The sequence below is a fragment of the Haladaptatus sp. AB643 genome, assembly GCF_024136975.1.
Taxonomy (GTDB): domain Archaea; phylum Halobacteriota; class Halobacteria; order Halobacteriales; family Haladaptataceae; genus Haladaptatus.
In genome coordinates this window covers 305,570-320,649 of sequence record NZ_JAMYJW010000005.1, presented here as the reverse complement: position 1 = coordinate 320,649, position 15,080 = coordinate 305,570, and the positions used below count along the sequence as shown (strand labels likewise).

The following is a 15,080-nucleotide window of genomic DNA, read 5'->3' as shown; positions in this document are numbered from 1 at the left end:
CGAGACGAGAAGCTGGACACGAACACGACATACCGACAACAGATGAACGAGATTAGATTCGCAGTATTGGGAACTGGAGGAATTGGCCGACGAACACTCGACGTATCGACCGAAAAAGAGGGGCTCACCCCCGTGGCAGCCTGCGACCGCCACGGCGTCGCCGTCGACCACGACGGACTCGATGTCGATGAACTGCTCGCGGCGACGGAAGGAAACGTCGCTAGCGACGGGGGAGCAGTAGTCAAACAACACGGTGAACAGCGGGGCGTCGCCGCCTCCGCGCAGGCTCGACCAACGGAGACGCCTATCGACGACATCATCGCGGAGGGCGATTCACTCGATGCCGTCTTGATCGCGCTGCCAAACCTCGAACATGATTTCATCCCACGCGTCGCCGAACGCTTCGCAGAGTCGGGCTACGAGGGTGTCCTCGTGGACGTACTCAAGCGCTCGCGGGTTATCGGCATGCTCGATGACCGCGAGGGGACGCTTCGGGAAGCGGGTATCACCTTCGTCTGCGGTGCAGGGGCAACTCCCGGCTTCTTGACCGGGGCGGCGGCGCTCGCTGCCCAGTCGTTCGTCGAGGTCGAATCCGTCGATATCTGGTGGGGCGTCGGTCTAAAGTCTGGATATCAGGACAATCGAGGAACGGTCCGCGAGGACATCGCCCACCTCGACGGTTATGACATCGAGACAGCCCGCGATCTCACCGACGAGGAGATCGAGGCGATCATCGAAGAACACGACGGCATCCTCGAATTCCACGACATGGAGCACGCCGACGACGTTCTACTCGAACGTGCAGGGATCTGTGATGCCGAGGACGTCACTGTCGGCGGCAAACTCGACGTACGCAGCGACGAGAAGCCGACGAGACGACCGTCAGCGTCACTGGACGTACCTTCGACGGCGAGCGGGGGACGAACACGTTCGAACTCGGCGACGAGACGAGCATGGCAGCGAACGTCAACGGGCCCGCCCTTGGGTATCTAAGGGCGGCAGTCCGGCGTAACCGGACCGGTGATTACGGCGTCTACGGCCCGGCCGAAATCATGCCAGGGTTCTAATGGTCGACGGCCACGGCTTCGACCTGGCGGCGCGGCTAGCCGACCGCAAGCGACGGGGACTGCGCCGCGACCTACAACCCATCGAGCGAGTCGCCGCCCGAACGAGGGTCGCAGGAGACCCAGGCGGCGACATCCCGGCGTTCGACGGTGAAGAGCATCTCGTGTTCGCCGCAAACGACTACCTCGGGTTAGCGAGCGACGACCGGGTGCAGCGGGCGGCCGCCCGTGCCGCCGACGAGGTGGGTACCGGTGCGGGTGCGAGCCGCCTCATCACGGGCGACACCGGTCTCCACCACCGACTCGAACGCGACATCGCCGAGAGCAAGGGAACCGAGCGCGCGCTCGTCTTCTCCTCGGGATACGCGGCGAATGTTGGGACGGTCGCCGCGCTCGCCCCCGACGTCATCTTCTCGGACGAACTAAACCACGCGAGTATCGTCGACGGCTGTCGGCTCGCAGACGCCGAGACGGTCGTCTACGACCACTGCGACGCCGACGCGTTCGGCGCGGCGATGGACCATCGGGCCCGGGAGGCCGCACCAGACGAGCGGTGGTTGGTCGTTACCGACTCCGTGTTCTCGATGGACGGGGATATCGCTCCCCTCCGGCGAATTTGTGATGTCGCGGAGCGCCACGGTGCGTGGGTGATGGTCGACGAAGCCCATGCGACAGGGCTCTACGAACGTGCCGGCGGAATCGTCCAGCGCGAAGGATTGGGCGACCGAGTCCACGTTCAATTGGGCACTCTGTCGAAGACGCTTGCTGCACAGGGTGGATTCATCGCCGGAAGTGAGAGACTCGTCGAACACCTGCTCAATACTGCTCGGTCGTTCGTTTTCTCGACCGGGCTTGCGCCACCGGCGGTCGGAGCAGCTCGCGAGGCACTCTCACTCGCACGGGCCGGCGACCGGCGCGAACGGCTGTGGAGCCATGTCGACCGACTCCGTGACGGGCTGGAAACTCGGGGGTACCGCGTTCTCGGGGAGACACAGATTCTTCCCGTACTCATCGGCGATGGTACGGACGCGCTGGCGCTGGCCGACTACCTGGAGGAACGTGGAGTCATCGCGCCGGCCATCCGTCCACCCACGGTCCGCGAAGGGACCAGCCGGGTGCGCGTCGCTCCACAGGCGACCCACACCGACGAGGAAATCGACCGCTGTCTGGCGGCGTTCGATGCCGCCCATGCAGACCTGAATCTGGAACCGGATTCACAACGGACGGCGACGGACCCCTCGGGACAGGGGGTGCAGTCGTGACCGACGCCATCGATGTTTTTGCGGTTGTCGGCACCGGCACAGGTGTCGGAAAGACCGTCATCACCGCCGGGCTCGTCGGCGGGCTCCGTGAGCACGGCGCCGACGCTCGTGCGATAAAACCTGTCCAGACCGGCTATCCCCCTGACGACGACGCAGCATACGTCCGTGCAGCCTGCGACGAGAGTCGGGCGGCGACCTGCCTCGAACGACTCGAACCACCACTCGCACCGGCTGTCGCCGCCGATCGTGAGGGAGTCGACCTCACCTACGATGACTTAGAAGCAAGCTGTGAACGCGCGTTGGCCGATGCCGAGGTGGGCGTCCTCGAAGGTATCGGCGGCCTGCGCGTCCCGCTCGCCGGAGATAAGGAAGTCATTGACCTTGTCGCAGCCCTCGATCTCCCGGTGGTACTTGTCGCACGGTCGGGGTTAGGGACGCTCAACCACACTGCGCTGTCCATCGAAGCGCTGGAGCGGCGCGACGTCGAAGTACTCGGTGTGGTACTCAACGAGTACGCTGGAAAGACAATCGCCGAGCGGACAAATCCAACGACCCTGAGCGGAATGACTGATCGGCCGATCCACACCGTCCCACCTTTGTCACTCGACACACCAGCCGACGCGCTCGCGGTCGCGGATCATCTCGATGCGCTCATCGCAAGGTTGACCGGACACGAGAAGTAGCCGACGTGACGGCCGATATCACGTTCACACCGCTCGAATCAACGGTTTTTGCGCCTCATCTATATACGACGGCGTACTGCGCTGAAGACTGTCGATATCGAGTTACAGCTCGATGGCAATTTCTACATCCATTACGTAGAAGAGTGGGAGAAGGAACGGAAAGAGTGTCGATGGAACCGGCACGAAAATCCACACAACACTCACGATCGCTTTCATCCGCTTCTAGCAGCGACCACCGATGACGCGACGGATCGATGTGCGCTCATTATAACCCCATTTCCTTCGATGGTATCGTCGACTACTCCGTCGGCTCTTGGAATATGATCAGGTCAGTCCTCGTTGCCAACGAACATCTGTTTCATGGGCAGTGGAAGCACTCCACCGTGGATTGCCAGCACGTGCAAAAGTGAGATCTGGCGTTGTAAATGACGCCAATAGTTAGAAACGAGATTAGTACAAAGAGAACGATGAGAGAGATCAGATTAACAACTGCCGAGATTCTGGAAGTCGCTCTGGTTACACTTTGAACAACAGGATGGTTTCGAAATAAAGGTGGTTCCGCATTCTTCGCATTCGAAGATATCACCGGTCGCCCGTACCTGCTGTTCGGTCTGCTGAGACGGGGTTTCTGAACTAAAGGCACCGCGTAACCGATGTAGTAGTTCCATGGCACTGCATAGACACTTGCTCTACACACAAAGATTTTATCGCCAAGATACCATAATACTCTCCATTATTACTGTGTCGAATATTGTTAATGAAGTCGGCTCACCGGTTCCGAGATACCGCTGAAACCCACATAGTCGCACTCCTTTGGTTCGTCATTCTTCAGCCTCCAAGGTGAAAGTCCCAAGCGTTCCAAAAAGTACTCGGCAGCGATAGCGGCCGCGTGCTGTTGTGTATTTCTCTCAGGTGTATCGTCGGTCACAGTTTTCGCACTTCCCGTCAGCGGTCGCTGGTCGGTGATCTCCGAGAATGTCACCAGGAATACATAGTGAAACAGACTGAAGCAGTGGGTAGTTCAGCAGTTCTTTTCGTCCCGTTCGCACGCATGACCAGCAGGGGAAGCCACTGAGGCCGTTACAATCGCAGTCCGCTAGTTCGGCGATATGAACCGTTCACAGTACCGTGAGATGCCGAGAGTGTCTGTTTGGTGGGTGTATGGTGCTCTACGACCGGCTCGTCGAACCTGTGGTATGGATTTTCGGGGTCTTTGTGGCTCTCGTGCAGGTGCGCGGATCAATTTCGACGGCATCCGGCCTTCACATATCAACCACACTCTCTTCTGGTTATAGAGCGAATCTGTTACTGCCAAGTCATACTCAAATGCGTTTGTTCCCTGATGATGAAGGGGCCGCTTGAATCGGGTTCTACCGGTCGTGCAGCTGTTCCCCGTTCTCTTCGCGTGGTTGGCACGTGGAACGCAATATAGGAGACAGGTTCCACAACACGGAAGACACATCATGAACGCATCCACTGGCCCACCGATCGATACGTTGTTCGATGCATTACGTTCGTCGTACCGCCGCCGCATCCTCCTAGAAGTCTTAGATCATAATCCACGCGAGGAAGATGAGTTTGCATCCAACTCGTTCGCGCCAGATGAGACGACTGATGAGGTCGAACGGTTAAAAATGGAGTTGCAACACAGACACCTGCCCAAACTGGCAGACGCAGGGTATATCGATTGGGATCCCGAGACGGAAACGATTCGTCGAGGGCCGAACTTCGATGAAATTGCGCCTCTACTCACGTTGATGCTAGATCATCCGGATGAGTTGCCCGAGGGGTGGCCGTAGTATCCGCTCGCTAACCGAGTCATATATTGGCACAGTGTTTGAGTGGCATTTCGAGGTCAGACAGTCGAACTCGAGAGAAGATACTATCGAAGACGGCTTGTTCGATTGGTCATACGTACTTGCTGAACGTTAGTATGTTACCAAAATGATTGGATAGCTACTTCTTGACCGTTATTATGTCGTTCGATAAGATTACTTGACATCCAGAATAGACGAATGATATCGATAGTGAATTGTCCTCCTCGGGTCGGGATCTGGAGCGCCAAAGGTCGGTGAGTGCTTCAGCATCCAACGAATGATAGAGCGGTGGGAGTTCGTCGGGGTCGGTGTTCTTTGCAGTAGAAACTGACTGAACAATGGTTTTGACAATGTCAGTTTCCCCCGCTTGAGTTTGGAAATCTTCTGAAAGATCTGATCTCCCTTCGTCGTCTGGTCGCTCGTCAGATGACATTGGTCCCAATTGACCTACGTATAGGTCCTAATTAATACTAGCCTTCGGTGATGAAGGTAAGTAGATGCTATCTTTTATACTTTGGTTACATCGTCAATCGGGAGAAGAGGAGAACGCGATGCTTTTGATAACAGTATTGGTGGCACGGCGTAATCGTTGGGACACCGCCTGTTTACTCACCTCGAAATACTCCGCGAGTTCGGTCAGAGTGCATTCACGAGGAACGGCGAAATATCCCCATTCGTACGCCAAGACCAGTGTTTCCCATTGAGTCGTCGTCAGTTGATCCTGGATCGACGGGACGTGGGGATTATACACACTCTTGACATCGACCGTGATCCCCGCTCCAACGCAGCACTGGTTGAACTTCCGCAACTGTTCGTGACTCGGAAACCGCAACCGGATCTCCCACAGCCTACCAACACTCTGGCCTTCGAGGATAACGCCTTGAGTGGCCAGTAGTGCGTCGATGACGCCGTCGACTTCACTGGTCCAGGTGACTTGATACAGGTACCGATCCTCCACTGTCGTGAGTAGTTCGACCGATTCGACGATTCGCTGGGCTTCGAGCACGGATTCGATGTGCTCTGCCGATCCGTTAGTCACCCAGAAGAACGGGAGAATCCGATTATCGAGTGGCACTAACCGTTCCAACTCGATTTGTATGTCAGGGTGCTCTTTGAGGAGGCGACCTAACGGAAAAGATTCTCCGGGCAGCGTGAGATCGACGACAGTTGCCATGGTGGACTTCGTATCTAAAGGTACGGGTCATAGAGATATATGTTCTGCCTTCGTTAGCGAAGGATTCGAAATTTCGTTACGAAACAACTACACATAGATCACAAAAAGGGGAGAAATCATCTTAGCTGGTTCATGGGGGTTTAGATATGAAGGGTATATCTATACGGTGTGAGAACATAGGAAGTATTAGAAGACGATGATGCCCGCGACAGCGCATGCAGCCATCTCAGCCGATCCTGATTAAACCATTGGTGACGCTTAATGATTCCAATTGTCGATATCACAGTCCCCGCGAATTCATTCGAACTTGGCCAGTTACTCGAAGAGCTTCCTAGCATCCACATTGAACTGGAACAACTCATTCCACTGCGCGATGAGATTATCCCACTTTTCTGGGTATCTGACGGCAATCAAGACGAGATAATTTACACACTCGAGCAATCATCACTCACCGAAGAAGTACGATATCTTACGACCGATGGGAAGCGCGATTTGTATGAAGTCCACTGGAGTTCGGAAGTCGATGGAATCATCCAACTTCTGATCGAGACTCAAGCCCGAATGCTCGAGGGAGAAAGCATCGGGGAAGGATGGGACTTCCGACTGCAGTTCCCGAGCCATGAAGCACTGTCTGACTTTCGCGAGCGCTGTGAAGAACGCGGCATTCCGGTGATGCTCCGGCGGCTCTACAACCCGCATTATCCGGAGAAAGGAACTCCGATGTCCTCTGAACAGCACGAGGCAATTATCACGGCGTACGAACACGGCTATTTCGACGTGCCGCGCTCAACTTCATTGGCGAAGCTATCATCGGAGTTCGGGATTAGTGATAGTGCCTATTCACAACGATTGCGTCGGGGGCTCAATTCGCTTATCTTCGATACTATGGTTGACTAGTGGGGCTTGAATCCTCGATTGATGCTGCGCTCATGACAGATACTCCAGGTTCGACTCTGACTCAGTCAGAGTCGAGTTATGATTCATCGAACACGAGATGCCGGATAACGACGTTGATTGCTCGTCGAATTCGTTGTGAGGCTGCCTGCTCGCTGATATCGAAGTGGTCAGCGAGTTCAGTGAGTGTACTCTCGCGGGGAACAGTAAAGTATCCAAGTTCGTACGCCATTGCAAGTGTCTGCCGTTGAGTCTGTGTGAGTTGTTCCTCAACATTGGGAACGTGTGGATTGTAAATACTATTAAGAGTGACTTCAATATCGTTCTCCTCACAAATCCGCGAGAATTGTTGCAGGTGGTCGTGATCCGGAAAGCGAAGTCGGAGTTCCCATTGCCCTGCCAGTCCTTGGCCTTCGAGAATCGCAGCATTGGTGTCGATCAGGGCGTCGATGACCCCGTTAACGACATCCGACCACGTTACTTGGTAGAGATCTCGATCGTCAACGGTACTGAGGTGCTCGACTGATTCGACGATAGATTGATTCTCGAGAGTTGACCGGATCTCCGGCGAACTATCATTCACCCAGAAGAAAGGCAGGACCCGGTCACCAAGCGGGACGAGCCGTTCGATTTCGATATGAATTTTTGGGTTATCTGTCAGTAATTGTCCGAGTGGAAATGAGTTGCCGGGCAATGTGATATCAGCAATCGTCGACATGATCAAATCTCTTAGGGGAAAATATGCAGGAATAAGGGATAACGGTGACCTTCATCAATCAAGGTGCCTTTACTGCCGAAGGATTCGTTCATAAATTGACTGTTCAGAGATATATTCCACAATTATTGATTAATCAAGATGAGAAGTATCCTGTGAAACAGATGGTGAGTTTTGAAGTAGTGAGTGAATCAGGTCTCTATTTGCTTCGGAGAGTGTCCACTCCAAATCGCATGCGGGGATCCGGTTTTGGTTGGGATTATAGGTGAGGACACCTGCATCAGCCATTCGAGGAAGATGAACGTGATGCAATTTTATTCGCAGTTGGTCCAGTTGTTCGGCACCAGTCGTCTGCTCGGAAGGACTGTTCGTTTGGATTTTTTTGGCGAGGTCTGTGACCGTCAACGGTGGCCCTGAAGCCAATAACACCTGGAGAATAGCTCGACGGTACGGGTGAGAGAGCACGTCGAAGAACTCATCGGTTTGTTGGACAGTAGTCGCCATATCTCTTGTTCACATCTGTATCGCCAAAGTTACGGTGTTGATATGTGAAGGTGGGCTTCACTAGTCCACCGAAGTCCTGCATCCTCGAAGACGAGAGTGGAAATATCACTCTATGACGCTCGGAGTGATTGTAGACGAATTCGCTAATCCCTTCCGCTGCTACTTCATGAATTGGAGGTTTCTGGGTTCACAAAGAAGCCGAGTTTTCTCAAGACATTCTTTTTGGTGTCTCTCGGGACTCGGCCACTATCAGTGCAATCGTCATTACGTCTGCTTCTGGCTCGCCTAGCTGAGGATGTGAATACTGTCGTTGTGAACGGTGTGATTCTCTTTTTGCGAAACAGCGGAAGTGCCATTGACGGAACCGCTATACCTGCCACCCTCGTATAGAGGGTATGCCATCGTCGGGGCCATTGGGGGAAGTCTACATTGAAACGTTGGCCATCTTCGAACAACGTGATGATCCAGCTGAACCGCTCACGACACCGGAAGTTGCCGACTCACTTGACTGTGCGAGACGAACGGTCTACAAACGACTGGAGAAACTCGTCGAATACGGTGAACTGAAAACGAAGAAAACGGGTGCTCGTGCACGGGTGTGGTGGGTTCCGCTTCGTGAACGCGAGCGTGACGCCACAGCTGAGACCACATCCACGTCCAGTGACTCGATCGAGCGCAAGCGTCTGGAACAAGAGCTCCGGGCCGAAAAAGAACTCTTTCAAGTGGCTCTAGAGAACTCACCGTTTACTGCATTTCGCTTGGACACAGACCTTCGGTACACGTGGGTCGGCAACCCTCATCCGGACTTCGATGCAGAGGCCGTGATCGGGTTACGTGACGACGAACTATTACCACCAGAGGCGGCAGAGATAATCCTGAAACCGAAACGGACCGCCCTGGAGACCGGTAAAAGTGTCCGTGAGGAATGTACCTACGAGTTACCGAGTGGGTTGGTAACCTACGACCTCACGGTTGAGCCTATCCGCGATGACTCTGGAGAGGTAGTGGGGATAACCTGTGCTGCACTGAATATCACCAAGGGCAAGCAGTTAGAGCGGTCACTAACGCTTCTGCATGACACGAGCCGCGACCTCACCCAGGCAACATCGAAACTCGAGGCGAGTCACCGAATCATCGATGCGATAACTAATGTCCTCGACATCGATAGCGCTGTTATCTACTTGTTCGACGACACCGACAACACGCTCCAGCCAGTGGCAGCCACTGAACAGTTAGAAGAGATACTTGATGAGTTGCCAACATTCAGGCCAGATGAATCATCGATGGCATGGCAGACGTTCGTCAACAATGAGACGATCGCTCACGAGGGAGTGGTCAACTCCCTCAACGTGAACCATACTGACTCGTCCTTTCAAACCGGGGCCTGGATTCCACTCGGTGACCACGGTGTGATTGCTATCATTTCAGAGAAAACCGATGAGCTGGCGGAACCGACACAGACAGTTCTGGACCAACTAGTGGCGACTGGAGAGGCCACACTTGATCGAATTGAGCGTGAAAAGTCCATCCGCGAGCAGAAGAATATCTTAACCACGCAAAACCGCCGCCTCGAAGACCTCAGTCGGGTGAACGACATCATTCGCGGCATCGACCAAGTGCTTGTTCAGGCGCGAACGACCGAGGAGATTGAACAGGCTGTCTGTAACCGTTTGACCCGTGATGACCGCTTCACCTTTGCTTGGATCGGCCACGTCGGTGGCGAGGTACTCGCTCCCCAAACCTGGGTCGGTACCGAACCGGGATATCTCGACGATATAACGTTGAGTACTGATGTCGAGAACGGAGATCCGGCCATTGCGACTGCTGTCACAAGGACTGTCACACTTGTCCAAAACGTCGCTGAGGGTTTCCGGGATGAACCATGGCGCAAAGCTGCTCTCGCCCATGGTTTCCAGTCGGTGATCAGTATCCCAATCCAGTACGACGGGATACAGTACGGGATCCTAACAGTATATGCTTCCGAATCGGAGGCGTTCGACCCACTCTCTCGAGACGTCATGGCAGAACTTGGTAACACAATTGCAAACGCGATCAACGCAGTCGAGACCAGACAGGCATTGCTCACCGACAGCGTCGTCGAACTCGAGTTGACCATCCACGATGCGGATAGTCCACTTGCCCGTCTCGCTACGCAAACGGGAGGCGACTTTACTGTCTGGGGCGCTGTACCGCAACAAGACGGCAGAACACGTATCTTCATCACGGTAGACGGCGTTACCGCCGCGATGTTCGAAGCTGCTGCTGGGAAACTCGCTCAAATCGAACACGTTTCCTGTCTCGACGATCCCGACGAGGAAAACAAGGAGAGCCGATTTGAATTGCTTGTGGCCGGCAAGACGGTTCCGTCGACGCTCACGAAACTTGGTGCAGCCATCAAAACGATACAGATGACGGATGCCGACATCTCGATCGTTATTGAACTCTCCCGGTCAACGACTGTCGGAACGTTTATCGATCGGTTGGAGCATGCCTATCCCAACATCGAACTGAGGGCGCGACGGGACACACAACGGGGCGACCAATCTGCTCAGACGGACGAAATCATATTAACAGAGGACCTTACTGACCGACAGCGTGAAGTTCTACAGACGGCCTATCTGAACGGCTACTTCGAGTGGCCACGGGACCGGACTGGCGAGGAAGTCGCAAAATCCCTCAACATCACGCAATCGACGTTCAACAATCACCTCCGCCAAGCAGAACGCAAGTTGCTTTCAAGGATCTTCACCGAGAATCTCCCTTCGTCAGTGTAGCCGAGACAACAACTGTGGTGATAAAGGCTTCATTGGTCAACGGGTGTTGAAACAGGACCTATCCCCTGCTATCCCCTTTTTTTAAGTATGAAATCGAGATCTGCCCCCGGAAACGCCAGTCGTCAGGAGGGGAGCAGCGAGACGATGAGTGCAATGGCCAGAGAAAACGGAGTTGACCAACTGGAGTTAGATCCGGTTTACACGATGCTCGCGCGTTACAGTACGGAGGTTCCACATCCATGACCACTGTTGCAGATGTTACGCTACCGGGTGATTCGTTCCCACTAGGACGTCTACTCACAGAACACCCCGATATGCATATCGAACTCGAGCGCTTAGTGCCGCTTGATGATCGGATTCTCCCGTTCTTCTGGGTGACCGACGGATCGGCAGCACACATCGAATCCGTGCTCGAAGCCCAGCGAATCGTCGAATCGGTCGAACTACTCACGACTGTGGAGGATCGGTACCTGTATCAAGTCACCTGGACCAGTGAAGTCGATGGCGTCATCGACGCATTGCTAGGCACCCAGGGTGTGATTCTGGAAGGCCAGAGTGTTGGGAACCAGTGGGAGTTCCGGTTGCGGTTTCCGAGTCACGAACAATTGAGCCAATTCAACCAGTACTGCGTTGAAGAGGGGATAACAGTCGATATCAAGAGTATCTATAACCCGCATGTCCCGTCGATCCAGGACCAACTGACATCGACTCAATGGGAAACACTGGTCTTGGCGTACGAGTTAGGCTACTATGACGTTCCACGTGAGTGTACTCTGACCGAACTCGCAGAATATTTCAAAGTGAGTGAGCAGGCAGTGTCCCAGCGATTACGACGTGCGACAAATGCCGTTGTGGCGGGAATTGCGTTCTCCACTGAAACAACCAAACTAATTGGGTGAAGGGTATGGCCAGCCAGTTGCTTAACGAGCAACTGAACATGCACTCTCATCCAGTTTTCTTGCTCAATACCAAACCTTAGATGAATGACCATGGTCCGTTTCACTAGCACAGAGCGTTGGATGTCAGCGATTTGCGACGGCATATCTCGGAATTTATGAAGAATTTGTCTATAGCAAATAATTGATGGTCACTTATCGTTGCTTCAACCTGATGTTGGGCACACATTGAGATGCCCTATTCAATCCCGTCGACCGACAGGGACGGAAAATTCTCAACCGCGTCTCTCGGAGAGCACATCACCCGACACGACTCTCTGTCAGAACTGCGATCAGGAGTTTGATTCGCAGCAGACAGAGTGTCCTCACTGCGGGTGGAAAAAGAACGAATGGGTCGAAAAAGGTCGGTACGGGTTAGAGAGCTAGTTGCAATCTCGAATTCATATATGACGAATTGAACGTTCCTCCTTCCGATCATAGCTACATTCGGCAATGACCAGTCATCATTGAGGTCGCTGCTTCGTCATCTCGAATCGCTCGGAGCCAATTCGTCACGTACAGAGACGGCCGGAGCAGATCAGTGACCGACGAATATTCGATCGTCTGTTTTGTTATTTAAGATACCCTAATCCAGGAGTCTTCGACAGGTCTCCAGAAGACCATATAAGCCATCGCATCCGCAAGTAGAACTTCGGATTCCATTGACAGTAGGTGCTCAACATGGACTACGACCTTTGCATAGAACAAGTGGAGGATCCCGGGGTGGTTGCACTGGCGCATATGCACTAAATATCAGCCAACCTTGCTTACAATGATACGGTGACCCATACACCCACATTTTGCACCAAGCAGACGTGGACACTCAATCTCGAGTGAAGCACAGTTATCGGGTGATTTGTATTACTATCTACTGAGCGTAGATCTATTGGTTTCACTGCCCGTAAGCAGAGGAATCGCCTATTTCCCAGCGATGGCATTATTACTCAACGAATTAACATCCGGAATATGAATTTCACTGCTCGTACCTTGTGGATGTCACGCCATTACTGGGCTGATCGACTCAGTGTCTCCCCAGCGGCTATCAAAAATACCGTGCTGAATATTGAGTATCTATCTACCGATTCACAGCTTCTTCTTCGTCGTCCGTGTGATATGGACTTCCCAGTCTGAGATTTCAGGTTGAGTGTGACGGATTTCGTACGCATCATCACCAGGGTCAACGCCGTTGGTATAAGCCTTCGTGAGAAGGACACCCAGTGCATCGTTAAGTTCTGCTCTCGTTTGTGGCCCTGTCTCGGGATCGCTGAACAAGTCGCGTTGTTTGTCGGTGTAGTGGTCGGTCATAGTGTGGCGCGGAGCAAGTATAGACTCTGTGATGCGCCCCGTGTGAAGACAATTGCCTACACGAATGATAGGCCACTGCTGGAATACCACTACCGCATTGGGCAGTGGACGCACAGTGTGCAATCTCTCGATCCGATGTACAACAGACACGCTAAGACAATAAGACTGGCGGCGCGAAAGATGCTCAGTGAATCAGTCACGAACCCACAAATTCTCGGTACGCGCAGTGCGCACCACGAACCGCACATAGATTGTGAGAGGAGAACCGGGATAGTTCTACCTCGGTTATAGTTTAAATAACAGGTTGATTTGGACCCACCAACCAGCCGACGCCAGAGTCTCTCTGTACTCTTTGCGATAGCGGCCACGCGGGACACAGCTCTTACGGGTGGACCGACAGACTCTGAGGCCACGTGGTTCGGACTCATCGACGGCACTACTGAGATCACGAACGTTCCGAAGCCAATCCGTGCGTCGCCTCCATCGATGACATGTATACGATTGCGACGGTACCGACGGCGAACGAGACGACAATCAGTGCGCGGATATCGACAGAGTGCACCGAGAGAGCCACGTTGGCCGGTTCCGGTTCGGATCACCGATCCGGATTTCGATGTGCCGACGACGATCGCGGAGTTTGAGAGTGCTCTCTACGCGGTGAACGGCCGATACGGAATTTCAGACCCGGAGAACGCAGAGTACGACGTCATCCGCGTACCGAAGGGGCCAACCCACTGAATGGAATCAAGGGCTGGTCAAGTAGGTCCCCTTCATCGAGAACCAAGGAGTTCAATTCCGGGTAGATGAAATGAAGCCATCGATTCCGTCAATCCACAATCTCCGCGTGTACGCGGACGTGGGTTGTATCATACTAATGCGAGGAGAATTCTTAAGCTGTATTGAATGCTATGTGTTAACATGAATGTCGCGGTGTTCACTGGATCCGGCGGACCGGAAGACGTGGCGATACAAGAGAGGAGCAATCCCGAATCCGGGGATGGGGAGGCAGTAATCGAGGTAGACGCGTGCGCGATCAACTACCACGATCTCTGGATACTCGAGGGCGGATCCGTGGTAGTGGACTCGGAGGCCATGCCGTTTGTTTCAGGACTCGACGTCGCTGGCGTCGTCGATGAGGTCGGGTCTGGCGTTGAGTCGGTTTCGCCCGGCGACCGCGTCGTGTTGTGTCCGAATCAAACGTGCGATTCGTGTCAATTCTGCCGGGAGGGTCCCGAAATCCTGTGTGAGCAGTTCAGCCTGTTCCACGGCGGTCTCGCCGAGAGGGCTGTCGTGCACGCGGACCGACTTATCCCTCTCCCGGAAAACGTCGGAACGACCGCCGCCGCTGCCCTCCCTACTGCGTACATGACGACGCTACAGATGCTCCGCCGCGCTGATGTGGGTCCGGGGGACCTCGTTCTCGTCCCCGGTGCGACCGGTGGCGTCGGTGTCGCAGCAATCCAACTCATCGACGTCATGGGTGCGCGGTCGATCGGCACCTCGACATCCCAGCGAAAAGTCGACCGTCTCGCCGAAATCGGGGCCGATTACACCATCCAAGCTGACGATCCGGAAACCATCGGGGACGCGGTTGCCGAGATCGGTGCCCCCGATGCGGTGCTCAATCACCTCGGCGGTGAGTACACCGAGATGGGTTTGGATGCGCTCAAACGCGGCGGGCGGATGGTGATCTGTGGTCGCCACACCGGCAACCGATCGGAGATAGATATCCCAGAGCTGTTTTTGGGACACAAACATATCATCGGGTGCACGTTGGGAACACAGGGAGATCTGGAAACGCTCGTTCAGTTGCTCGCTGATGGTGCGTTCGAACCGGTGATCGATAGTACGTACGACCTCTCCGAAACCGACCGAGCGTTCGCGGACATGCAAAACCGGGACGTTTTCGGAAAGATTCTCGTCCTCCCGTGATCGAACTGTGTGCGTAGTCGC

Annotated in this window: 9 protein-coding genes and 1 pseudogene; 8 read left to right on the top strand and 2 right to left on the bottom strand. The window is 54.3% G+C overall.

Annotation, left to right across the window (positions count from 1 at the left end; translation table 11 throughout):
- The first annotated feature begins 42 nt into the window (after positions 1-42).
- The 4 genes and pseudogenes from NKF25_RS12835 (at position 43) to NKF25_RS12820 (ending at position 4,808) form a co-directional block, all read left to right on the top strand.
- Positions 43-1,067 (top strand): annotated as a pseudogene (locus NKF25_RS12835) (transcriptional regulator).
- Positions 1,067-2,326, top strand: a complete 1,260-nt coding sequence (locus tag NKF25_RS12830; protein ID WP_253227063.1) for an 8-amino-7-oxononanoate synthase — start codon at positions 1,067-1,069, stop codon at positions 2,324-2,326. The pseudogene NKF25_RS12835 and the gene NKF25_RS12830 overlap by 1 nt, the downstream one beginning before the upstream one ends.
- Positions 2,323-3,009 carry a dethiobiotin synthase gene (gene bioD, locus NKF25_RS12825; RefSeq protein ID WP_253227062.1) on the top strand — a complete coding sequence of 229 codons (687 nt, stop codon included), beginning with the start codon at positions 2,323-2,325 and terminating at the stop codon, positions 3,007-3,009. The genes NKF25_RS12830 and bioD overlap by 4 nt, the downstream gene beginning before the upstream one ends.
- Before the next feature lie 1,463 nt (positions 3,010-4,472).
- Complete coding sequence (locus NKF25_RS12820) at positions 4,473-4,808, top strand: transcriptional regulator (protein ID WP_253227061.1); 336 nt, start codon at positions 4,473-4,475, stop codon at positions 4,806-4,808.
- A gap of 544 nt (positions 4,809-5,352) precedes the next feature.
- Here NKF25_RS12820 and NKF25_RS12815 read toward each other — a convergent pair.
- Positions 5,353-6,000: a helix-turn-helix domain-containing protein gene (locus tag NKF25_RS12815; RefSeq protein WP_253227060.1), complete on the bottom strand. Its 648-nt coding sequence runs from the start codon at positions 5,998-6,000 to the stop codon at positions 5,353-5,355.
- A gap of 261 nt (positions 6,001-6,261) precedes the next feature.
- Here NKF25_RS12815 and NKF25_RS12810 point away from each other — a divergent pair, with 261 nt between their 5' ends.
- Positions 6,262-6,897, top strand: coding sequence for a helix-turn-helix domain-containing protein (locus NKF25_RS12810; RefSeq protein ID WP_253227059.1), 636 nt, complete (start codon positions 6,262-6,264; stop codon positions 6,895-6,897).
- A 76-nt stretch (positions 6,898-6,973) separates the two neighbouring features.
- Here the strand turns inward: NKF25_RS12810 and NKF25_RS12805 are convergent, their stop codons facing one another.
- A complete protein-coding gene (locus tag NKF25_RS12805; protein ID WP_253227058.1) occupies positions 6,974-7,612 on the bottom strand; it encodes a helix-turn-helix domain-containing protein in 639 nt (212 codons plus the stop codon).
- An 896-nt stretch (positions 7,613-8,508) separates the two neighbouring features.
- Here NKF25_RS12805 and NKF25_RS12800 point away from each other — a divergent pair.
- The 3 genes from NKF25_RS12800 to NKF25_RS12790 all read left to right on the top strand — a co-directional run bounded on the left by NKF25_RS12800 (position 8,509) and on the right by NKF25_RS12790 (position 15,059).
- Positions 8,509-10,887 carry a bacterio-opsin activator domain-containing protein gene (locus tag NKF25_RS12800; RefSeq protein WP_253227057.1) on the top strand — a complete coding sequence of 793 codons (2,379 nt, stop codon included), beginning with the start codon at positions 8,509-8,511 and terminating at the stop codon, positions 10,885-10,887.
- 239 nt (positions 10,888-11,126) lie between these two features.
- The gene (locus NKF25_RS12795; protein ID WP_253227056.1) at positions 11,127-11,786 is read left to right on the top strand and encodes a helix-turn-helix domain-containing protein; all 660 of its coding nucleotides are present in this window, start codon (positions 11,127-11,129) and stop codon (positions 11,784-11,786) included.
- Positions 11,787-14,045: 2,259 nt separating this feature from the next.
- Entirely contained in the window at positions 14,046-15,059 is a 1,014-nt protein-coding gene (locus tag NKF25_RS12790) for a zinc-binding dehydrogenase (RefSeq protein WP_253227055.1), read from the top strand.
- The last annotated feature ends 21 nt before the right edge of the window (positions 15,060-15,080 follow it).

What these genes read in the sequence shown, in the direction of transcription:
- NKF25_RS12830 (WP_253227063.1), top strand. Translation starts at nt 1,067, where the DNA reads ATGGTCGACGGCCACGGCTTCGACCTGGCGGCGCGGCTAGCCGACCGC.
- NKF25_RS12820 (WP_253227061.1), top strand. Translation starts at nt 4,473, where the DNA reads ATGAACGCATCCACTGGCCCACCGATCGATACGTTGTTCGATGCATTA.
- NKF25_RS12815 (WP_253227060.1), bottom strand. Translation starts at nt 6,000, where the DNA reads ATGGCAACTGTCGTCGATCTCACGCTGCCCGGAGAATCTTTTCCGTTA.
- NKF25_RS12810 (WP_253227059.1), top strand. Translation starts at nt 6,262, where the DNA reads ATGATTCCAATTGTCGATATCACAGTCCCCGCGAATTCATTCGAACTT.
- NKF25_RS12805 (WP_253227058.1), bottom strand. Translation starts at nt 7,612, where the DNA reads ATGTCGACGATTGCTGATATCACATTGCCCGGCAACTCATTTCCACTC.
- NKF25_RS12800 (WP_253227057.1), top strand. Translation starts at nt 8,509, where the DNA reads ATGCCATCGTCGGGGCCATTGGGGGAAGTCTACATTGAAACGTTGGCC.
- NKF25_RS12795 (WP_253227056.1), top strand. Translation starts at nt 11,127, where the DNA reads ATGACCACTGTTGCAGATGTTACGCTACCGGGTGATTCGTTCCCACTA.
- NKF25_RS12790 (WP_253227055.1), top strand. Translation starts at nt 14,046, where the DNA reads ATGAATGTCGCGGTGTTCACTGGATCCGGCGGACCGGAAGACGTGGCG.